Raw genomic sequence first — 23,590 nt, forward strand, 5'->3', positions numbered from 1 at the left:
AAATGTAATACACTTTGATGGGTTACATTGGCACTGCACAAGAGAGAGGATGGAGACAAATGTCTATTACGTTTCGCTCGAATCCCCAATTATCCGACGGCAAGATGAACGTCATCGTCGAGGCGGAGAAGCCGACCGAGGACGCGATGCAGCTGATGCAGGCCATCAAGACGCTTCAGCAGAACTCCACCTCCACCATCGTCATCGACACGAACGACAGCCTCGAGATCGTGCCGTTCTCCTCCATCGTCTCCGTGGACGTGAAAGACAAGCTGCTCATCATCCGCGTGCTCGCCGCCGCCACAACCACCGGCACGGCCACGACCACCCAGAAGCCGGGCCCGGTGACCCGCACCCTGACCACCCGAGACACCCTCAACCACTTCCTGACACGCCTGCCATCGGGCTTCGTGCGCATATCGCGCCAGACGATCATCAACATCCACCACCTGCGCTCCCTGACGCTGAGCTACTCCGGCAACATGGACGCCAAGCTGAGCGGCGGCGTGGAGGAGACCGTGGGACGACGCTACGTGGCGAAACTGCGTGAGATCATCGGAGCGGCATCATGAAAGGCGAAAAGGACAACACCAACGAATTCACCAGCGGCATCGGCGACCTCATCAAGTCGGCCCACCACAACTCGCTGCTACACACCATCGTCGAATACGCCGTCAAAGGCATGGTCTTTGGCTCGTTCGCCTTCGCACTCGCGGAACTGATCGTGCCCAACTGGCTGCCGATCACCCACTGGAGCATGGCCACGATGCTCATCGTCGACATACTGCTCGGCGAGATCACCTTGGGCTTCTTCCGCTCTGATTTGCCATGGATTGTCATCGTCCCGGCCCACTGCGTGCTCACACTGATCATCTCGATTGGATGGATTTTCGTCAACAACTGGCAGGCGCAGGTCTTCCACAAGGACCTGTGGCTCTTCATCGCCATTTACGTGGCCGGCTATGTGTGCGTATGGCTGGGGCTGCTGCTGTATTCGATGTGCATCACGGCGACCATGAACAAGAAACTCAACAAATTCAACAAGAACGAGGCCACGGATATGGACGACACTACCGGCGACGCCGCCGACACCGACATTAACCTCTAAGGTAAACGCCTGCGATGGCCAATGACCAATGACCGATGGCCGATGGCCGGTTACCCGTTGCGTTTGCGACGCCAGTGACAGGATTCCCGTCACAAATGCAACATCCACACAGCCACCCGTTGCATTCGTGACGCAAACCAGCTGATTACCGTCACAAACGCAACATCCACAAACCACACACTCACACAACCATCAGCTGCATTCGCGACGCCAACAACCGGCTCACCGTCACAAACGCAACATCCACACAACCACACAACCATCAGTTGCATTCGCGACGCAAACGGCAGGATTACCGTCACAAACGCAACCCTCACACACCCACAGGTTGCAAACGTGACGCAAACCAGCAGATTAGCGTCACAAATGCAACATCCACACAACCACCCAACCATCCATTGCATTTGTGACGCCAACGGTAGGATTACCGTCACAAACGCAACACTCCACGCTTAACCATTGCGAACGCGACGCAAACAGCAGGTTTACCGTCACAAACGCAACCCTCACACAACCATCAGTTGCAAATGTGACGCAAACCGGCTGATTAGCGTCACAAACGCAAGCTTGCAGGCGGACGCGCGGGAGCCAGGCAGATAGCAGGCACCGCACGCGTACAGCGGGACTACTTGGAGACGCGAAGTGGCGGACGGCACCTTTCGATGTCGTCCGCCACTTTGTCGTGAGAACCTTGCCGCCTCAGGCCCTCATACCGCGCTCACAGACCGCGCGGGAGAGGACTCAGCGATTCACACCCCTCAGGTGCATTCCGGTGCTCTCGCCACTGAAGTGACGCACCGGCCCGAGCTCCTGCCTCCTCTTCATCAGGAAGATGATCCAGAGCAGCAACGCCGTGAGAGCGAGCAGAGACAGCATCCAGCCCCAATTCATCGGGGTGTTGACGCCGCTGCTCACGCCCGAGGGCGCGACCGCCGCGCAACGAGGCAGGCCAACGTACTCGGAGTCGCTCCAGGCGGCGTCGTTGGCGGCCACCTGGGATTCGTCGGTGACGATCCAATCAGCGGCCTTGGTCCTGCTCTTCAGGCGCTTCTCAACGCTGCTGGGCATGCACTTCGGGCGAGCGCCGGACTTGCCAGCGCCGTTGACCGTGGCGTCGCGGCTCGCGCCGTTGCCATTCGGAGCCAAGCCACCAGCGGGAGCGGTGACCGGCGTGATCACGGTACGGATAATCGTGTTGCCGCCAGGCCCCGGAATCGTCGGAGTCGTGTTGGACTGCTGGCTCGACGGCGTGTCCACGGCCCACTGGGCGTAAAGGAGAACCATGCCCGGGCCCATATGCTCGATTCGCTCGCCCGGAGCGTAGTGCGTGCCGCCATTGATTCCCGTAGTCCAGCCGGTGAAGTGATAGCCGTTGACGCTATAGCCATTGGCGAGCACCGTGCGAGACTGGTTGCCGAAGTCGACCGAGGGATTGCCGCTATTGTTGACGTGGAAGATGTCGTCGGCCATCACGCCCGAACTGGTCGCGCCGTCAGGCGTGTTGACCATGTAACGGACCATGTAGGTGGCCTCGACTATGCCGCCGATGTGCGCCGGAATCCTGGTCCACTGCGCGCGGAGCGTGACAGTTCCGGGCTCGGTGAACGTGACGTGGTCGCCGGCGTGATAAATGGTGTTGCTGCCATCGATCTTCCAACCCGCGAACGTGAAGCCGCTGCGGGAATATTCGGCGCTTGGCACCGTGACGCTGCCGGGATGGGTGGTCGAGTACTCCGCCGAACCCTTGACGACGTTGGCGATCTCGCCGGTCGCGTCGGGCGCGTTCTTATCGAAGGCCAGCGTGGCCGAGCGCTCCCAGACGAACGTGCCGCCACGGAACCCGGGGGTCTGGGTCAGATCAGCGAGCGTGTTGATGTTGTAGGCACCCGGATACGGAGTCGCGTCGTCAAGGCTCTCGGCCCAGTAACCCGTGTAGTTGTATTGCGGATAGGCCCCGCCATTGATCGGCGAGCCGTAGAAAACGCTATAGAGATTACCGCCGTCATAATAGTAATAGAGCTTCGTCTTCGGCCCCAACTTGAGGGTCTGGAGAGAATACGGGAGGGCGACGTTCTGGTCGTCTGGATGAGTGACATGCGTCGTGTCCCAACCGGACAGATCCAAGGATGTCACCTGATAGCAACCGAAGAAGGCGAACCTCATCCTGGTCAGCTTCGGAGTGCTCCAGCCGCCAAGGCCCGTCAGATGCAGCTGGGAGGGACCAGCGGAGACGCCATCGTTCGAGAACATTTCCTCGATGTTCTCCAAATTCGAGGTATGGCCCGCCCAAGCGGAAAGGTCAAGATGGGTCAGCGATGGCATGTCCCTGAACATTCGATCCGACCACTTCAACGCGTCAGGCTGCCACCCTTGGACGCCGTCAAGATTCGTGATTTTCTTGGTGTAGTCGAACATGCTGACCATGTACTGCACTTTGTTGACTTTCCAGCCGGCAAGACCCTTGATCTCGGTAAGCGACTCGTTGTCATTGAACATCAACGACATGTCATCGACCAGGCTCGTGTCCCAACCAGTGACGTCGACAGTCTCCAGGCTTTTGTCATAGTCGAACAGGCCTCCCATGGACTCCACACCAGTCGTGTCGATGTTGGTCAGGCCCGTGATAGTCTTGAGATGGGGAAGCCCGGCGAAAAGATATTCCATGCTCTTGTGGACGCCCGCATGGCCGCTCTTGGCGTAAATGGTCACTGGCCCTTCAATGGTGATTCCAGTGATATTCATGGTCGAGGCATTGTCGATGTCGGAATGGGGGTCGACCCAAGGAGCGGTTGCCGTTTGGTTGGCATTGGCCTTATATTCGTCGCCCGAAATCGAGCCGGCGCCAATGTGCACCACGCATCCGGTGCCGACCTTTTCGAAGCGATAGGGCGCGGTGCCACCCGGCCATATGCCGGTCTGGTCGCAATCCCCGCTGCCTTGCGCCTCGGGCTGCTGACCGCTCTCCTCTTCGGATTGCGCGCTCGGCGCTTGCCGAGACTGCTTGGATTGGTCATTGCCACTTTGCGCCGATGCGCTCTCAGGCTGGCTTGAGCCACCGCTCGCCTCGGGCGTCTGGCCCTGAGAGGTGCCGCCGCTGGGTGTCGTCGCACCAGAAACGGGCACGGACGTCGACGTGCTTTGCCCAGACGGCTGCGAAGCGCTCGTCGGCTGCTGCACCGAAGCGCCATCGGAACCATCCGCCGACGCCGCGACACCGGTGGCGATGGTCATCGCCGCGGCGACCAACGCACCTACTACTGCTTTATTCCACATTCTCATTTGTCTCACACTCCTCTGTAGTTTTCACGCACGTCCGTAGATGTTCGGCGGGCATTAGATGCTCATTCACCGTACGTTCGGCGCGCCGGGAGTACATTTCTCTCACACCAATTATCGTAATACAGAAATGTATCACGTTTTACTATTTCCCTTAGATATTAGGAAATACATGTTTTCTTGAGGGGACGAAACGTTGCAAACACTGACTTGGGCGCGAATGAAAATTAATAGATCAAAAATGGGAATAATTAGCTATCAGCAAAAATGAGAAACAGCAGACGAAACCCTTATGGGAGAACGCCTGCCGCCATATTTTATAACCAGTCAGACCTGCTTTGTTTGCCTATATTTCAGGTCGAAATCACACCGGAACTGAAGCCACCATGCCACCATGCCACCATGCCGAGCCGCTAGCTGCTAACCAACCACCCATTGCATTTGTGACGCAAACAACGTTTTTACCGTCACAAACGCAACCCCCAGACACCCACAAGTTGTAAACGTGACGCAAACGGCGGTTTTACCGTCACAAACGCAACCCACACACATCCGTAGGTTGCAAACGTGACGCAAACGGGCAGCCCAGCGTCACAAACGCACCTCCCCCACATCACACACCCACAGCCCCTCGTTGCAAACGTGACGCAAACAGCCGGATTAGCGTCACAAACGCAACAATCCACGCCCACCCATTGCATTTGTGACGCAAACCGGCAGATCAGCGTCACAAACGCAACCCTCAGACACCCATAGGTTGCAAATGCGACGCAAACAGGCAGCCCAGCGTCACAAACGCAACCCCGCCCCCCGCACATCCGTAGGTTGCAAATGCGACGCAAGCCGGCAGATCAGCGTCACAAACGCAACCCACACACCCACAGCCCCTCGTTGCAAACGTGACGCAAACGGCAGGTTCACCGCCACAAACGCAACCTCCACACCCAACTCATTGCGTTTGTGACGCAAACAGCGGACTCACCGTCACAAACGCAACATTCCACACCACTCCCTCACAACCCCTCGTTGCAAATGTGACGCAAACGGGCAGATTAGCGTCACAAACGCAACCTCACGCACAGTTGGGACTACCGGGATACGCAAGTGACGGACGGTACCTTTCGATACCGTCCGCCACATTGTTGGTTCAGGACCTTGCCGGCTCAGGACCTTAGCCTCTCAGGCCCTCGATCCGTGATCACAGCCCGCGCGAGTGAGGAGTGTCACCAGAACTCCACGCCACAATCGACGTCAGCGACCTGCGCTCACAGCCCGCGCGAGCGAGGAAGCATTGTCGGCTCACGCCGCCCGGTTCCTCTCGCCACTGAAATGACGCACCGGCCAGATATCTTGCCTCCTCCTCTTGAAGAAGACGAACCACAGCACCAACGCCGTGAGGGCGATCAGGAACAGCAGCCACCACCAATTCATCTGGGTATTGGCGCCGCTGGTCACGTTCGAAGGCGCGACCGCCGCGCAACGAGGCAGGCCCTCATATTCGGCGTCGCTCCAAGCGGCGGCGTTGGCGTCCACCTGGGATTCGTCGGTGACGATCCAGTCGGCCGTCTTGGCGTGGCTCCTCGCCTTGTTCCTCAGACGGTTCTCCACGCTGCTGGGCATACACTTCGGTCGGGCGCCGTGCTTGCCCTTGACCATGTCATCGCTGCCCTGGCCGTTGCCATTCGCGGCCGTGTTGGCGGCGGGGACGATGACCGGCGTGGGCACCACACGTATGAGCGGGTTGTTGCCGCCGCCCGGCAACGGGGTCTGGCCGCCTTGCCGCCGAGGCGTCGAAACCTTCTGCCAATGGGCATAGAGTGTGACCATGCCAGGGCTCATGTGCTCGATTCGGTCTCCGGGAGCATAATGCGTGCCGCCACGAGCCTCCGTGGTCCAGCCGGTGAAACGATAGCCATCGACGGTGTATTCATTGTCGAGCACCGTGCGCGACTGGTCGTTGAAGTCGGCCGTGGGGTCGTCATGCTTGTTGACATGGAAGATGTCGTCGGCCATCACGCCCGAACTCGTCGCGTCGTCAGGCGTGTTGGGGAGATAACGAACCATGTAGGTGGCCGCGACCACGCCGTCCATATGACCGGGAAGCCTGACCCACTGGGCGTAGAGCTTCGTGGAGCCTGGCTTGAGGCCGATCCGCTGGCCCGGGGCGTAGGTCGTGGACGAAATGCCATGCCGCTCGGTGCTCCAGCCGATGAACTTCCAGGAGCCCATGTTGGCGGGCGTCCCCGGGTCGATCGCATAGACGTTGTCGAGCAGGGTGTACTTGTAGTTGAAGTAATTCACATGGGGATGGTCGACTCCGCGAATCGTCATGCGCACCGGGCCCATCGAGCCGGTGACGGTCGTGGCGTCCTGCGGCTTGTTGGAGTCGTAGGTCACCTTGTACTTGGCGCCGGGCTCCCACTGCGTGTAGAGGTTGGTGACACCGGGGTGCAGGGCGATGGTGTCGCCGGCCCTGTAGGTGGTGCCGGTGCCATCAGGCTTGGTGTTCCAGGTCTTGAAGAGATACGGGGTCCTCTTGATCTGGAGTTCGTAGACGCCCATGCCATCGAGCACCGTGCGGTTCTGGTGCATCACGTCGTTGGCGCTGTTGCCATCCACGGTGAACACGTCGCATTGCGGCGGCATGTTGGGCTGGCCTGCGCAGGCGCCCTGATAACCATGCTTGATCGTCACGGTATGGTGCGTGCCCACTCCCGCGGTGGTCGCGTGGTAGAGCACTTCGTACTTGGCATGGTAGCCCTGCAGCGACGTCTGGCCCGTCGACTTCTTCGTCCACTGCGCGTGGAGCGTAACAGTGCCCGGAGCCGTCAACGAGACGTGATCGGCGGCGTGATAGACGGTGTCGCTGCCATCGATCTTCCAACCCGCGAACTCAAAACCGGTGCGGGAATAGCTGGCGTTGGGCACCACCACGTCACCGGGATGTGCGGCCGAGAACTCCGCCGCGGTCTTGGTGATGTCATTGACCTCGCCGGTCGCGTCCTCGGCGTTCTTGTCGAAGGTAAGCTTGGCCGAGCGCTCCCAGACGAACGTGCCGCCACGGAACCCGTGGGTCTGGGTCAGATCCCCGAGCGTGGCGCTGTCGTAGGAGCCGGAATATGGAATCGCGTCGTCGAGGCTTTCGGCCCACTTGCCCGTGAAGTTATATTGCGGCAAGGCTCCACCATTAATCGGGGAACCGTAGAAAGCGCTGTATACATAACCACCGGAATAGGAGTAATAAAGCCTCGCCTTCGGCCCTAACGTGATGGACTGGAGGGAATACGGGAAAGCGTCAACATCGTTATTTGGATCAGTGATATGCGTCATGTCCCAACCGGACAGATCCAGGGACGTCAGCTGATAGCACCCAAAGAAAGCGAACCTCATGTTGGTCAGCTTCGGAGTGCTCCAGCCACCAAGTCCCGTCAGATGCAGCTGCGAAGGAGTCGAGAGATCGTTGTCGAACATCTCCGTGATGTCCTCCAGATTTGGGGTGTGGCCGGCCCAGGCGGAAAGGTCAAGGTTTGCCAGCAAAGGCATATTTTCGAACATTCGATTTGACCATTTCAACGAATCGGGATGCCATCCTTGGACGCCATCGAGATTCGTGATTTCTTGAGTGCCAGCAAACATGCTGACCATGTATTGCACCTGGGAGACGTCCCAGTTGGCGAGGCCCTTAATCTCGGTAAGGGACTTGTTGCCGGCAAAGACCATCGACATGCTCTTGACCTGGCTGGTGTCCCAGCCACTGACATCGACACTCTCCAAGCTCTTGTCGTATTGGAACAGGTAGCCCAATGAGACCACACCGGTCGTGTCGATGTTGTTAAGGCCAGTGACTGTCTTAAGGTAGGGAAGACCAGTGAAAAGACGTTCCATGCTCTTATGAACACCCTGGCTGTCTGGCTGAGCGTAGATGGTCACCGGCCCTTCAAAGGAGATGCCGACGATCTTCACACTTGACACATCACTGACCGCCATCGCGCCACGGTCAATCCAGGGAGCTGTCGCCTTTTCGTTGGCATTGGCCCTGTACTGATCGCCAGCGATAGTGCCGGCGCCAACATGGACCACACACCCGTCGCCGACCTGTTCGTAGCGATAAGGAGCGGTGCCATTCTTCCATATGCCGGACTTATCACAATCGCCACTGCCTTGCGCCTGCGGCTGCTGGCCGGTCTGATCGCCGGACTGCGGGCCCGGCGTCTGCTGAGACTGCTTGGACTGCTTGGACTGGTCATTGCCGCCCTGCGACGACGAGCCTTGAGCGGCCAACGAGGAGCCGCTGCCCGGCTCGGGCGTCTGACCTTGGGAGGCATCATCACTTGGCGTTGTCTCACCGGGAGCGGCCGGGGCCGCCTCGGACGAAGAAGCACCTTGCGCGGCCTGCTGCGAAACACTCTCCGACTGCTGGACCGAAGCGTCATCGGAACCATCGGCGAACGCCGCGACACCGGTGGCGACGGTCATCGCCGCGGCGACCACCACGCCGACCGCTGCTCTGTTCCACGATCTCATTACACCCACACTCCTCTTTGGACCTCGCGCGCGTTCGCAAAATTCGGGAGGCATTCTATGCCCGCCCACCGTTCGCTCAGCGCGCCGGGAGTTCATTTCTCTCATAAAACTTGTCATACAAATATATATCACAAATCACTGATATATTGACCAATAAAATAGATTTCGTCGCCACAAACGCCATGAATCTCCGCTCCTGACGCGAATGAAAGCCCATGAATCGGCAATACAAATAATTTGCTCTCAGTGAAATACAAAAGCGGCGAACGATACTTTTTAAGGAATATCGTTCGCCACCTTATTTTCGAACCGGTCAGATTTGCCCCGCTTACCTATACATCAGGCCAAAATCGTACCGGAAGCGGAGCCTGCGCAATGACGCGCACGCGACTTCGAGCGCGTGAGCACGAGGCCCACACCGGCCATCAGCACCACCGCGACGAGCACTCCGGCGACCACCACGTTCGCGAGCGCAAGGCCCGAGCCGGCCAGCAGCAGCACCGCCGCGACGACTGCCACGTTCGTGATCCCACGGCCCTCCGCACTCCACGTTGCAAACGCGACGCAACCAACCCGATTAGCGTCACATTTGCAACACCCCACCACCGCCCCATTGCGATTGCGACACAAACAGACGGATTAGCGTCACGGATGCAACATACCCGCCAGCCCACGTTGCGAACGCGACGCAACCAACCCGATTAGCGTCACAAACGCAACACCCAGCCGCCTCTCCATCGCAAACGTGACGCAAACCGCCGAATCTGCGTCACATTTGCAACGCCGCACCACCGCCCTATTGCAATTGCGACGCAACCAACCCGATTAGCGTCACGGATGCAACATACCCTCCAGCCCACGTTGCGAACGCGACGCAAACAACCCGATTAGCGTCACAAACGCAACGCCTCCACCACTCCGCCTTTGCGAACGCGACGCAAACAACCCGATTAGCGTCACAAACGCAACGCCTCGCCACGCACGCGAACGCCCCGTTGCACAAGCGTGACGGCGGTGACATACGAAAATGGCGGACGACACCTTTCAGTATCGTCCGCCATCTCGGTCACCGCGGGAATGAGCCTACCCGCGGCCAGCTATCCATCAGAACGCGATCTCACCGGAATCTGCGCCATTGGAATGGCGCGCGTCCTGGTCGCTGCGGTTCTTGTTCTTCTCATAAACATACGTGGCGACCACGATGGCCACGAGGAGCAGGAGCAACAGCCACAGCCAGTTGAAGGAATGGGTCGGGCTCTTGGCCGTCGCCTCGGGCTGCGCCACCGCGCAACGCGGCAGACCCAGATAGTCCGAATCCTTCCAAGCCGCGCCCGTGGCATTGCTTTCGGTGTAGGCCGCGGCACTCGCCGAATGCTTCTTGGTCAAGCGCTTGGCCACATCGGCCGGCATGCACTTCGGACGCGAGCGAGATCCCTTGAGATCCTTCTGCAAGCCGTCATGCTGCGGGGTGGGCGTCGCCGCGTTGGGCGCCACGCCAATCACCGGACCCGTGACGAACACGTTACGGGTGTTGTAGATGTTGACCGGGGAGCCTGCTCCAGGGTTAGGGTTGATCGGACCTTGACCCGCACCCGGATTCGGGTTGAGATTGGGATTCGGGTTAGGAATCGGATTCGGAGTCGGAGTCGGCTCGAGATCCCCGACCTTCGCCCAATTCGCGTAAAACAGCTGGTAACCTGGCTTAGTTGCTTTGTACTGATATCCCGGCTGACGTAAAATGTCACCGATACCCGTGCCCGTGGGATCGTCCATCGACCAACCAATAAACTTGTAGCCTGGATAAGTGTAGCCGTTCTCAGGCAATGTAAGATAGACAGGGTTCTCAGCGGTAACATCGTCAAGCGTATACTTCACGACATCATCGGTTTCTCCCTGAGCGTCTTCTTCGAACGGATTGAAGGTCACGGCCGTTGTATACGGATCAAGGAACGTGCCACCCGCAAAATCGGGCTCACGGGTCAGCGGTTCTAGGTAGTCTATCTCACCGGGCCTTGGCGAAGGGTCGTCAGGACTCTCCACCCAAAAACCGCTGTGGCCATCTTGAATCGAAGGACCCACAATGAACTCGTCGAGCAACTTGGTCTTCGGTCCAAGAACAATCTTGACGAGGTCCATGCAGTAGATTGCGTCTTTGGCCTCAGTAAGACTCCTCGTATCCCAGCCGGACAGGTCGACAGAGGTCATACCACTGAAGCAGAAGGCATAATTCATATTCGTGACATTCGAGACATCCCATTGCGAGATGTTCCCAAAATCAGTCAAGCACTCGGTCTCCTGAAACATACGCTCCATGTTCTCGAAGCTCGAGGTGTTCCAACGGGAAAGGTCACCGATATCGGTCAATCTTTTGCACTCGCCGAACATCCACTTAACATCCTTCGCGCTGTGAACATCCCAATCGCCAAGGCCCTTGATGGTCTTCAAGTTGTAATTATCGTAGAACATATAGCTCAAATTAGTCGCATTCCCGGGGCTCCAGCCAGTCAAATCTAGCGACGTCAGGGCTTCATCGTCGGAGAACATGAAACCAATGGTGGTGGCTTTTGAGACATCCCAATTTTCCAAGCCCTTGATTTCAGTTAACTCCGTGCAGTGATCGAACACGCCACTCGCGCCATCGCCCTCCAGACTTGGTTTCCAGCCAGTTAGATCAAGCGTGGTCAATGAGGGGAGATGATAAAACGCGTTGGAAAGGTCCTTTACCTTATGGACATCCCATCCTGCAAGACCAGTCAAGGAAGTTATTTTGTATGAGCCACGGAACATTTCTCTCATACTCGTCAGACTTGAAACATGCCCCTTCCAACCGGAGAGGTCGAGGCTGGTCAGTGAATCAAGACCGTAAAACATCTCGGCGGCGCTCGTCAACGCATCCGGATGCCAAGAACCGATGCCATCAATATGCGCGAGCTTCTCGTCGTTATAAAATGGCCGACTCATCGTCGTCACATTATGGACGTTCCAAGTCCCCAGACCGGTGATCGAAGTCAGCGATGTGCAGCCCCAGAAAATCTTATCGGCGGTGGTCACATCGGAGGTGTTCAACCCGCTGACATCAAGCGTCTCCAAGCCTGTATCACCCGAGAACAGCTCACTAATGTCGGTGACATCGGTCATGTCGATGTGCTCCAGGCCGGTAATCTTCTTGAGTCCGTCCAACCCTCCGAACAGATACTTCAGCGTATGATCGGAAACGGTGACGGGGCCATCGATGGAAATCACGTCAATCTTGTCCGTAAAAATATAGCCGTAGCTGGTATACCAAGGGGCATCAGCGCGGTAGTTCCCCATGTAATCGGTTCGAAACCCGTTTTTGATGGTGCCTGCATGCAAATGAAACACGCAACCCTCACTGGTCTGCTCCAACGAGTACGTGGCGGTGCCGTTTTTCCAGGTGTCGGAGCCACGGCAGTCCGAGACCGCGGCATCATCCTGCGTCTGGGGCTGCTGCGATTCAGACTGAGCGCTCGGGGCGGGTTGGGCCCCCTTCGTCTCATCCTCCTCGGGCTTCGGGAGCTGCGGCAGGTTTGGATCCTTCTGCTTCGCCTTATCCTGATCGCTCGAGACCGCGTGAGCCGCCGGATCGGCGGCAGTCTGCGAGCTGCTTGTCTGCGACTGGGCCGAGTCGTCGGCAGAACCAGCGGCGTTCGCCACCACACCGGTCCCTATCACCATCGCCGACGCGATCAACAAGCCGATGGCCGGTTTACTCCACGATTTCATGACCATTCCCTTTCTCTTTTTACACCGCGTCGCACAACTCCCCACACACGCTTGACGCGATGTCAAATCAACATTTTTACCAAGAACTATTTCTTATAACTTTCAGTACTTGTCTATCAGTTTAAACAAAATCCGATAATCCATTCGTGATATATTTCTCAACGGTTCGAATTGCCACGTAAGCGGTAGAAATCAGCGTACGAAATTAGACACTTTTAAAAAATAACCTATGACGCAGCCGTCAAAAACCGCTATTTTGCAAACGGGAGACGGTTTTATGTAATTTTTCTTTTCGCAAATCGTTTGACAATACCCCAACTGGAACCAAACCCACCTGACTTATCACAAAAGAAACATTGATATATTAGTAATTCACTGATGCTACAAAGCGATAATCAAATAAAGTCAAAAATGCAATACGTCCAACATATTCAATCGAAACGTCAACACGTATTCAAGTCTTCAAAAACATCCGTTTCGACACCGCAGTCACCAGTGACCGCTCCCCCACTGCCCACCCACACCAAAAACCCGCCACCGGGATTTCTCTTCCTGGTGGCGGGTTTCTTGCTAGCACCGAATCCCACTCAACCACCCTCCACCAATGAAGGCTTGAGGAGATAATTGAATCAAATAACGATGCCTCAAATCGCGGTTCTAATCAGTGCCGCTTCCCCACCATGTACACTTTTCTGAACGACGAAATCCAAAATTATGCAAAAACCTGAACGAAGAAACGCAAATTTATGCAAAAAAATCTGAAGGAAGAATCACCAAATTCTGCAATTTCCTGGAGGAACGACACCGCATGTAACCCACGAAAACTCAGGCACCCACCCTTTGCAGATGTGACGCAAACAACCGATTTAGCGTCACAAACGCAACCCTCCACCACCCCAACATCGCAAACGCGACGCAAACAACCGGTTCAGCGTCACAAACGCAACACTCCACCACCACCCACTTATTGCAAACGTGACGCAAACGGCCGGTTTAGCATCGCAAACGCAACACCATCGTTGCAAACGTGACGCCAACAACCAGTCCAGCGTCACAAACGCAACCCTCTGCAAACGCGACGCAAACAGCCGAATCTGCGTCACAAACGCAACCAAGCCCCGTTGCAAACGCGACGCAAACGGCTGGTTTAGCGTCACAAACGCGACCGTCCACCACCCCACCGTCGCGAACGTGACGCAAACAACCGGATTAGCGTCACAAACACAACACCATCGTTGCAAATGCGACGCAAACGGCCAGATCAGCGTCACAAACGCAACCCTTAGGGTTCTAGACCAAAAACAGGGAATCCACCAACCGTCGGGTGGCGGTGGTGGATTCCCTGCTTTATTTGGGGCAATCAGCGATTACCCTTTGCCGGCCGGCTTTTACTCGAAGTAGCCGTCGGAACCCAGGCGGGCGTCCGGGTTGAGAAGCATGGACTTCTCGGCCTCGTGGGAGTCGTAGGTCTTCGTGTCCTCATGGAAGCGACGGTTGTCGATCTCCTCGTAGAGCGGGGCGACGCCCATCATGCCCATCAGGCGGCGGCGCTCACCACGGGCCAGACGCTCGTTGGCGCGCTCACGCCACTTGTCGAGCGCATCCTGGCCGTACTCGTTGGCGACGGCGGCCTCGAAGGCACCGGGGTGCACGAGGGCGACGAAGCCGGAGACGTGGCCGAAACCGAGCGAGGTGACCAGGCCGGCCTTGATGGAGCCGATCTGCAGCGGCTGGCGCAGCCAGACCATGTGGTCGTCCTTGCGCATCTTCGGGTCGACGCAGTCAAGGGCCGCGTTAGCCGGGATGACGCCAGACTTGAAGAGCTGCGTCAAGCCGTCGATCTGGAAGATCGCGGCGCCGCCCATCGCGTGACCGGTCAGCGACTTCTGCGAAATGACGAACAGCGGGTTTCCATCGTTACGGCCGATGGCATGCTGGATGGAGTTGTGCAGCTCGGACTCGTTGGAATCGTTGGCGTTGGTGGACGTGTCATGCTTGGAAACCACGGCGATATCGTCCGGGGCGACGCCAAGCTTCGCAAGCTGGCGGACCAGCTGGGAGTTCGCGCCACCCTGGGCGGCGGCCAGAGCGCCAAGGCCCGGAGCCGGGATCGAGGTGTGCGCACCGTCGGCGAAGCTATGGACGTAACCGACCACGGCCGCGACCGGCAGGCCCATCTTCAGCGCGATGTCACCACGGGTGACGAGCATCGTGCCGCCGCCCTCGCTCTCGACGAAGCCGTCGCGGCGACGGTCGTTGGAACGAGAGAAGAAGCGGTCGGAGATGCCCTTGCCGTACATCACGTTCGCGTCGGCGGTGGCACCCATGTTGCCGAAGCCGATCACCGAATCCACGCCGATGTCATCGATTGCGCCGGTGACCACGAAGTCTGCCTTGCCGAGGGCGATCTTGTCGACGCCCTCTTCCAGCGAGACCGCGGCGGTGGCGCAGGCCGAAACCGGCTGGACCATATTGCCGTAGCCGCCGATATAGGACTGCATGACGTGCGCGGCGACGACGTTCGGCAGGGCCTCTTGCAGGATGTCGGTCGGAATCTCATGGCCGAGGAAGCGGTCGAGATAGAGCTTGCGCATGCTGGCCATGCCGCCGAAACCGGTGCCCTGCGTGGAGGCGACCATCGAAGGATGAATCGTCTGCAGCACCTCGGCCGGGGTGAAGCCGGCGGAGAGGTAGGCGTCGACGGTGGTGACGATGTTCCACAGCGCGATCTCGTCGACCTCGCCGATCATGGAGGCGGGAATGCCCCACTTGACCGGGTCGAAGCCCTTCGGGAACTGGCCACCGACCGTGCGGCTCATGGCGAAGCGCTTGGGCACGCGGATCATCGAGCCGGGCTCGCGGGTGACGCTCCACTCGCCGGACTCGGCGTCCTGCGCGATCTGCGTGTGCTCGGCGTCCATCACCACATACTGCTGGGCGACTTCCTCGCTCGGGACGTTGAAAGTGACCTCGTGATCGAGGTAGATCTCCACCTCACCACTGGCGGTGTCGTCCTTGTAGTCGCCACTGCCCATGCCGTTGTCGAAGGGACGCAGACCGGAGCGGGCCACGACCTCGTCGTGGTAGCGCTCGGCGATGTCCGCTTCGGGCACCAGGTTGCCGTCGGCGTCGTACCAGCCGGCCTTCGGGCTGTCTTGCCAGGTCAACAGACCCATGTTCCAGGCCAACTCGAGCACGGCTCCCGCGGAGAGGTCGACGTGGCCATCCGAATGGATGCCCAGCTCGGCCTCGGCACGGGTGCGGCCGGAGCCCCACGGGCCCAGCTCGCCGATGGAGACGATGACGATCTGATCCTCGGGCTTGGCGGTCACATTGCGCCAATCGGCAAGGTTGACCGCGGCCTGGCGCGGAGGATTCGGGGTGGGCAGCGCCTTGATGAGCGTCGCCTTGCCGTCCTTGTTCTTGGAGCCGGCAGTATCGGCGTTCTCGTCGGCACTGGCCAGCGCGGAGTTGGCCTTGTCGGCCTCGGCCTCGGCGCGCAACGCGGAGATGTCGATGGGCTCGTTGCCCAGACCGCCGGTCAGGTCGGCGTGCAACGGGGCCTGCTCGGCCTGTTTGCGAGCGTTCGCGTCGGCGAGGTCAAGCAGCTGCTTGGAGATCTCCTCGGTGGAGTAGGTGCGGATGCCATGGCGTTCGACCACATCGACCAGCGGGTCGTTGCCGCCCATGAGGCCGGTGCCACGCACCCAACCGATCAACGGGTGGGCGAAGGTGACCCTGCCGGACCAATCCTTCTCCGCGTGGGCGCGGGTGACGATGGCGTCGAACGAGGACTTGACCTCGCCGTACGCGCCGTCGCCGCCGAAGACGCCGCGGTTCGGGGAACCAGGCAGGATGACGTGGAGCTTGTGCTGCACGTCGGTGTCGCCGCCGATGGCCGCGAAGCCGGTGATGGCGCGCTCAACACCCCAGAGCATCAGACGTGCCTGCGACTCGAAGAGCTGACCGGAGTCGGCCATGGTGCCGTGCACCGGAGGCGCCGCGAACGGGAAGAAGAGGCTCGGCTCATAGGCCGGTTTCAGGATCGTGGTGGTCGCGCCGGTGGTCTTCTTGCTCACGCCGCCGACCCACTTGACCAGCGCGTCAACATCGCGATAGCTAGAGAGATTGGCGGGAACCAACCAGAGCTTGGCGTCACCGACCGCATGCTCGCGGTAGACCTGCTCGGCCCATGCCTTCACCGACTGCTTGAAGCTGTGGGAGGTGGCGATAACCGTCGCTCCCCCGGCCAGCAGGCCTTCGACCACCTGGCCCGCGATGGAGTTCGGGGCCACGCCGGTGACCACGGCGACGTCGCCGGCGAAGCGGGACGCCTTCGGGTCGTTCTTGGCGCTGGCCTTGGCCTCGACCGCGATGCGGTTGTAGGTGGCGGCGAGGGCGGTGTTGCCATCGGCCTCGGCCTTCGCGCCGAACCACTGGGCCTGCTCGGCGACCTCGGGGCCCGCGCCGATGAAGCTCAGCGAGGCGACCTTCCGGTCGTGGTTGTAGTAGAGACGGGCGAGATCCTCACGCGCGGTGGCCCAACGGTCATCGAGCAGCAGGGCCTTGCGCTCGTCGAAGCGCGGGGCAACCTGGTCGACCCAGTCGCTGCCGAGCTCGGCCTCGACGGCCTCGACCACGGCGGCGTCATCATCCTCGTCGTCTTCGGGCGTCGGCGCCTTGACGTCGAGCTCATCGAGCACGAAGCGAGCGGTCTTCGCCAGCACACCGTCAGCACCGGTGACCTTCTCGGCGAAGGCGTCGAGCGCGGCGGAATCGACCACCGAGCCGCCGGCGCCACCCGCGCTCGGAAGCGCCACAGAGACACCGTGATCGGCGGCGACCTTCTGCACAGCCGCGTCAATCAACGCGTTGGCGTCGTTGGCGTTGGAGACCTGAGCGGTGCTCAGGCTGGCGAGGTCCTCACCACGGGAGGAGCTGCCTTCGCGGGTTTCGAGGACCAGCGTGCCGAGCACATAGTCGGCCCAGCCCTGGCCAAGCTGCCAGGTGTCGGTGACACGCTTGACGACCTGCGCCTGCTTGACGCCGGCGGCGCCGAAGAGGCCACGGATGCGGTCGCGCACGATGTCGGAGAGCACCGGGCCGAAGGGCTTGTAGTTCGGAGCCACCTTGTTGACCAGCGCGTAGAGGTCGGTGATTGACGCCTCGGCGGCACCGTCGACCGATGCCACGCCCAGCTCGGAGCTGATGTCCATCAACAGCTGGTTACGACGCGAGGAGACGCCGTTGGTCAGGGTGTCGGTGGTGTCGCTTTCGCCGATCTGGTCGGGGCGCACCTTGGCCGCATAGGCCAGAAGCATCTCGATGCCGTCGGATGCCTTGAAGGGCAGGTCCGCGGGACGTTCGCCGGAAGCAGCGGCAGGAGCAGCCGGAGTTGCAGGGGCTGCGGGCGCTGCTGCTGCAGGTGCCGAAGTTGCGGCGGGAGCGGCGGCCTGAGCCACCGGAGCCGAAGCTGCGGCCTGCGCTACCGGAGCCGGAGCCGAGGCGGCGGGCTGGGCCGATGCCGAAGTATCCTCAACGTCATCGTCCGCTTCGGGGACGAGCGAATCCGAATCGGTCATATAGACACGCTGCTCATCACGACCCAGGTTGTAGACCGCGACCTCGCTGCCCGAGAAATCAGGCAGACGCAGGGTCTTGGTGGCGAGGTTCGCCAGCGTCGGCTGATTGCCAAGGCCGACTTCGACGTAATTCTCAACGCCGAGGCCGCCCTGGGCCGGATCGCCGAACATGATGGCCTGCGTCTCGATCCAGCGCACCGGGGAGGCGAACTGCCAGGCCAGGAGCTCGGTGAAGAGCAGACGGCCGAGCTTCTGCTCGTCGGCGGCATAGGAATCCCAGACCTCGGGGTTGTCGAGCGCTTCCTGAATGCGGGTGGACGGCACGACGTCGACGATCTTCTGCGCGAATTCGCGGGTCATCTCGAACGGCGTCGCCACCAGGTTCGGGATGTAACGGCCGACCAGGCGCGAGTAGTCGATATGCGCCGGAAGTAGGGTGTCGAGCTTGTTGCGGAAGTCGGGCACGCCCTTGCGCAGCAGCATGGAGTGGAACGGCACGTCGATGCCGGGCACATACATGAGCGCGGGCTTGCCGCCATATTCCTTGACGCGGCGTGCGGAATCCGCCTTCAGGGCCTCGAGGCCCTTGATCGTTCCGGCGATGACATACTGAGCACCCGAAAGGTTGTAGTTGACGATCTGCAGGAACTCGCCACTCGCCTCGCTCACGGATTTCACGTAGTCATCCACACCGTCGTCGCCCACGCCGAACTGGTTCGGACGCAAAGCGGCCATGCGGTAGTTGGAACGGCCCTGCTCGTCACGCTCGATGAGGCTGTTCATCGCGCTTCCACGCTGGAAGACCAGCTCAAGCACCGTCTCGAAGGGGATGATGCCGGCGAAGGAGCTCAGCGCGTTGTACTCGCCCAGCGAGTGACCGGCGAAGTAGGCGGGCCAGATGTCGCTGCCGGTCTCGCGCAAGCGGGCGGTCTGGGCGTAGGCGACGGTGGCGAGCGCGACCTGAGTGAACTGGGTGAGGTCGAGCAGGCCGTCGGGGTGATGGTAGGTCACGCCGTTGGCGGTCAGTGTCTTCGGGTTGTCACGCACGATGGCGAGGATTGAGAAGCCGAGCTTTTCACGGGTCACCTTGTCGGCGCGCTCCCAGGTCTCACGGGCGGCGGCCGACTTGGCGCGCTCGTCAAGGACCATGCCCTGCTGCTGGATGCCCTGGCCCGGATAGACGTAGGCGGAACGCGGGGCGCGGACGGCCGCGGTGCCACGGGAGACGATGTTGCCATCGATGCGGCAGGTGACCTCGAGGGTCATGCCGCCGTGACGCAGCTTGCCGATGCGCTCGACCGAAATCTCGACCTTGTCGTTGAGCTGCACCATGCCGTACATGTTGTAGGTCCAGCCGACGATCTCGTAGTGCGCGCCCTTGTCGTCGCGCGCCTGCACCACGTGCTGGGCGGCGGCAGAGAGCCACATGCCATGCACCAGCGGGGCCTTCAGACCGGAGACCGCGGCGCCACGATGCGAGGTGTGAATCGGGTTGAAGTCGCCGGAGGTGCGCGCGAAGGCGGTCATCTCGCTCGGGGCGGTCAGCGTGACGCGACGAAGCATACGGCGCGGGGTGGCCACGACCTGGTCGAGCTCACGCTCCTCGTTCTCGTCGAACGGGGTGCCGGCGCCGGTATGGCTCTTGCGATAGGTCAGGTAATCGCCGTAATCGGGCACATCCACCGGCAGATTGTCGGAATAGGAACGGCCACGAACCGCGAAGCGCTCGACCTCGTGGGCCAAGACGGTGCCGTCGAGGGCGGTGTGGGTGACGTGGATGGTGACGATACGGCCGGAGGCGGACTCGGCGTAGGCATCGGCCCAGCTGGTCAGCTCGATCTTCTCGCCGGTGTGGGCCAGCAGCTCATCCTCGGTGACCTCGAGCTCCATCTGGTGGTCGAGGTGCACCGCGTTCAACAGACCTTCGATAACCGGATAGCCGTGGACGTAGACCGAGCCGAGCGCCGTGTAGATCGCGGGCCAGGCCGGGCCCACCAAGGCGTCGGGGGCGATGCGCGAGGCGTTCAGGGAACCGGGCATGTTGCCGGCGGTGGCGGCCTCGTGGTCGTAGCCGAGGTTGGCGGAGAGGGTGTAGCTGGTGTGGGCCTGGCCGTAAGGGAAGGCCTCCTTGTCGCTCATCTCCTCGATCTGCGGCATCTCGGTGAGCTTGTCGCCGGTGATGGCGGTGTTGCCGATGCCGGCGGTGTCGGCGAGCATCGCGTAGACGTGCTGCGGCAGGCGCTCGCGGTCGACGACCGGGAAGAGTCCGGATTCGCTGGGCTTGACGTTCAGCGGGATGACGATGTCGCGCACGGCGTGCTTCGAGAGGCCGCCGTCGGGATCGTTGTCCCAGAAGGTGTCGAGGTGGATGTCGAGGTCGTACATCTGGGTGCCGTCCTCGTCGCCCACCGGGCGAATCTCATAGTATTTGTCGCCGTTGGGGGTGCCGAAGGCGGGGTTGGCCATGAGGTGGCCGACCCAGGAGATGTTCGGGGACTTGCGGATGAAGTCCTCTGCGCTTTGCGCGGCGTCGAGCTCGGCGAAGGCCTGCTGAGGCTCCTCTCCCCCATTGATCTCACGGGTACGCTCGAGCGCGGCGGCCTCGAAGCGACCGAGGATGGAACCTACTGGCTCGTCGATGGTGGTGATGCCGGCCACGGAAATCGGTCCGGGGATGGCACGCACGGAATCGGCGGAATAGCGCGGATCCTCGGACTGCCAAAGCTGGTCCTGGCCCCACCAACGCAGCAGGTCGTTGTCGATCTGCGGCACGAAGGGCATCGGCTTGTGGTACTCGTGGATGAGCGTGGGGAACCAAGCCACGTCGGTCGGGGTCACGGTGACCTCGGCGGCACGCGGATAGGCGCGCTGCAGCCTGTCGATGGCGCCCTGCGGGTCGTTCTCGACGTCGGCGCGGGAGGTGAAGAGCGAGGCGAACTCACCGGACTCCTGGTCGCACACACGGGCTTCGGCGCGCTGCAGGAGGTGCAGGAATCGGTCGGCGTAGGTCGGGTCGGCCCAAGGGTAAGAGAGTTCGGCGAAGCGCTGGGCCCACTGCACGTAGGTCATCTTGTCGAGGTCGCCGAAGTAGGGGCGAGAGGTCTTGTTGAGGGCCTCGATGATCTCGTCACGGCGGCTCTCGAGCTCCTCCGGGTGCTTCATGACGCGCACGAGCAGACGGCCGCAGCGGGCGGAGGCGTTCTCGAGCTCATAGATGTCGGCGTGCAGGTGGCTCAGGCCGCTGGCGACGCCGCCCTTGGTGACCTGGCCGGCCGGAACCCAGTTCTCACCGAGCGGGGCGAACGGATCGGAATCGTCGGGCTTCGGAGAGATGCCGGGGGTCTCGACGAGCATACGCTTGACGTCGGGGTTGGTGTGGGCCTCCTTGGCCGTCATCGCGGCGGTGCCGATAAGCACACCGTCGACGGGCATGTCGGGCTTGCCATAAGCGCGGGACCACTGGCCGGAGATATAGTCGGCGGCGCGGTCGGGGGTGCCGATGCCGCCACCGGCGACGAGCACCAGGTTGCTGCAGGCGCGCACGTCGGCGTAGGTGTCCATCAGGAGCACATCGAGGGATTCCCAGGAATGGTGACCACCGGCGGCTCCGCCTTCGACCTCCATGATCACGGAGACGGGGGCGACGGCCTTGGCGATGCGCACGACCTGGCGGATCTGGTCGACGGTGCCGGGCTTGAAGGCGACGTACGGGAAGCCCTGCTCGTTGAGCGAGGCGACCAGCTGCTTGGCTTCGTCGAGTTCGGGGATACCCGCGGAGATCACGACGCCGTCGATCGGGGTGCCGGAAGCGCGCTTCTTGGCGACGATGCCGGCGGGGCCGAACTGCATGTTCCACAGGTAGCGGTCCATGAACATGGCGTTGAACTCGATGGTGCGGCCTTCTTCGAGCTGCTTGTCAAGTGCGGCGACGTTGCGGTCGAAAACGGCGGGGGTCACCTGGCCGCCACCGGCCATCTCGGTCCAGTAGCCGGCGTTGGCCGCAGCGGCGACGATGTCCGCATTGACGGTGGTCGGGGTCATGCCGGCCAGGAGCACCGGCGGCTTGCCGGTCAGGTCGCTGAACTTGGTGCGGATCTTGTCGCCCGCCGGCGTGGAGATGACCTTAGGGGCGAACTTGCGCCAATCCTGCGTGCGGACGGGCTCGTCCTCCATGGTGGAGAGCGCGGCGCGGGCCTCTTCGCTGTCGGCCTCGACCACGCCGACGCCGGTGCCCTGCACCAATGCGCCCACGAGCTTGCCGACGGTGTTGCCCGGGCCCATATCGACGATCCACAGCTTGGTGGGATCGGTGCTCTTGAGCAGGGCGTCGGTGCGCTCGGCCCAATCAACATGGTTGACCAGCACCTCGCTGGCCAGCGTACGGGCGCGTTCGGCGTCCAGGCCGCAAGCCTCGGCCCACTTGACGGTGGACTCGACGGCCTCGGCCATCAACGGGGAGTGGAAGGGAACGGTGACCTCGAGGTATTCGAGAATCGGGTCGAAGACCTCGCCGCCACGCACCTTGTCGGCGCGCAGCTTGTCCTGGCGACGGTGCTCCTTGCCGACCTCGACGGCGAAGGACGCGAGGTCCTCAGGATGGCCGGAAAGCACGTAATTATCGGTGGCGTTGGTCACGGCGAAGGCGATGGGGCCGCGAGGCTTGACCACGCGGTCGACCAGCACCTCGATCTGGCGCTTGGTCGCGCCGCGCACGGAGAGCATCGGGGTGGCCTCACCGAACTTGGTGGAGACGGGCAGCAGACGGGACTGGCGGGTGCCTGCGGCACCGATCAGGCGGGCGATGGCGAGGATCTCGTCGATGGCGTCGCTGGCCGCGTCGATGGAGCCGGCCTCCTTGATGGCGTCGACCATGTGCTCGGCGATGATGCCCTGGGAATGGCCGAGGGCGGCGAGCGGCTTGGCCTGCGCGACGCTATAGCCGAGGCCTTCCGCGTCAATCAGCGCACCCAGCTGGGCCAGGGCGATGCCCGGCACGCTGGCGGCGGCGTCGGCGGCGTGGCCGAGCTTGGCCGGATTGGCCTTGAAGCCGAAGAGGTCGACCATGCCGCCCATCGTGGCCAGCAGGTCGGGGGTCACGGCCGAAAGCAGGCGCGAGGAGGCGTCGGCGTGGGCCTTGAGCTTTTCCTCGAGGGTGGGGTCGGTGCATTCGTCGGCCAGGGAGCTGACCCAAGGCGTGGACTGACCGCCGAAGACGAGCGCGTGCGGCTCGATGCTCAGGCGATTCAAGAAGAAGGTGTTTTCAGTCATTATCTTCCTTATATTTGGTTGAAATTCTCGTGTGCGGTTATCTAAAACAAAAACTAGACATCAGTATTACTGTGCGGCTGCCTGACCA

General features: G+C 61.0%; 7 protein-coding genes. 2 read left to right on the top strand and 5 right to left on the bottom strand.

Annotated features, from left to right (window positions below):
• Positions 1-59: 59 nt before the first annotated feature.
• Together OZY47_RS07320 and OZY47_RS07325 are read left to right on the top strand one after the other, a co-directional pair.
• The gene (locus OZY47_RS07320) at positions 60-572 is read left to right on the top strand and encodes a LytTR family DNA-binding domain-containing protein (protein ID WP_277177683.1); all 513 of its coding nucleotides are present in this window, start codon (positions 60-62) and stop codon (positions 570-572) included.
• Entirely contained in the window at positions 569-1,108 is a 540-nt protein-coding gene (locus tag OZY47_RS07325) for a hypothetical protein (protein ID WP_277177684.1), read from the top strand. Before OZY47_RS07320 ends, OZY47_RS07325 begins: the two co-directional genes overlap by 4 nt.
• Positions 1,109-1,849: 741 nt before the next feature.
• Here the strand turns inward: OZY47_RS07325 and OZY47_RS07330 are convergent.
• The 5 genes from OZY47_RS07330 to OZY47_RS07350 form a co-directional block, all read right to left on the bottom strand.
• Entirely contained in the window at positions 1,850-4,387 is a 2,538-nt protein-coding gene (locus tag OZY47_RS07330; protein WP_277177685.1) for a BspA family leucine-rich repeat surface protein, read from the bottom strand.
• Between the two features lie 1,296 nt (positions 4,388-5,683).
• The gene (locus tag OZY47_RS07335) at positions 5,684-8,908 is read right to left on the bottom strand and encodes a BspA family leucine-rich repeat surface protein (protein ID WP_277177686.1); all 3,225 of its coding nucleotides are present in this window, start codon (positions 8,906-8,908) and stop codon (positions 5,684-5,686) included.
• A 339-nt stretch (positions 8,909-9,247) separates the two neighbouring features.
• Positions 9,248-9,427 carry a hypothetical protein gene (locus OZY47_RS07340; protein WP_277177687.1) on the bottom strand — a complete coding sequence of 60 codons (180 nt, stop codon included), beginning with the start codon at positions 9,425-9,427 and terminating at the stop codon, positions 9,248-9,250.
• 585 nt (positions 9,428-10,012) lie between these two features.
• Positions 10,013-12,658 (bottom strand): BspA family leucine-rich repeat surface protein, encoded by a 2,646-nt coding sequence (locus OZY47_RS07345; protein ID WP_277177688.1) that lies wholly within the window; start codon positions 12,656-12,658, stop codon positions 10,013-10,015.
• A 1,382-nt stretch (positions 12,659-14,040) separates the two neighbouring features.
• On the bottom strand, positions 14,041-23,502 hold the full coding sequence (locus OZY47_RS07350) for a type I polyketide synthase (protein WP_277177689.1): 9,462 nt from the start codon (positions 23,500-23,502) through the stop codon (positions 14,041-14,043).
• Positions 23,503-23,590 lie beyond the last annotated feature (88 nt).

It is taken from the genome of Bifidobacterium sp. ESL0790 (assembly GCF_029395435.1).
Lineage (GTDB): Bacteria > Actinomycetota > Actinomycetes > Actinomycetales > Bifidobacteriaceae > Bifidobacterium.

Bases quoted from the DNA above. Each gene is read 5' to 3' on its own strand.
- OZY47_RS07320 (WP_277177683.1), top strand. From the start codon at position 60: ATGTCTATTACGTTTCGCTCGAATCCCCAATTATCCGACGGCAAGATG.
- OZY47_RS07325 (WP_277177684.1), top strand. From the start codon at position 569: ATGAAAGGCGAAAAGGACAACACCAACGAATTCACCAGCGGCATCGGC.
- OZY47_RS07350 (WP_277177689.1), bottom strand. From the start codon at position 23,502: ATGACTGAAAACACCTTCTTCTTGAATCGCCTGAGCATCGAGCCGCAC.
- OZY47_RS07345 (WP_277177688.1), bottom strand. From the start codon at position 12,658: ATGGTCATGAAATCGTGGAGTAAACCGGCCATCGGCTTGTTGATCGCG.
- OZY47_RS07330 (WP_277177685.1), bottom strand. From the start codon at position 4,387: ATGAGAATGTGGAATAAAGCAGTAGTAGGTGCGTTGGTCGCCGCGGCG.
- OZY47_RS07335 (WP_277177686.1), bottom strand. From the start codon at position 8,908: ATGAGATCGTGGAACAGAGCAGCGGTCGGCGTGGTGGTCGCCGCGGCG.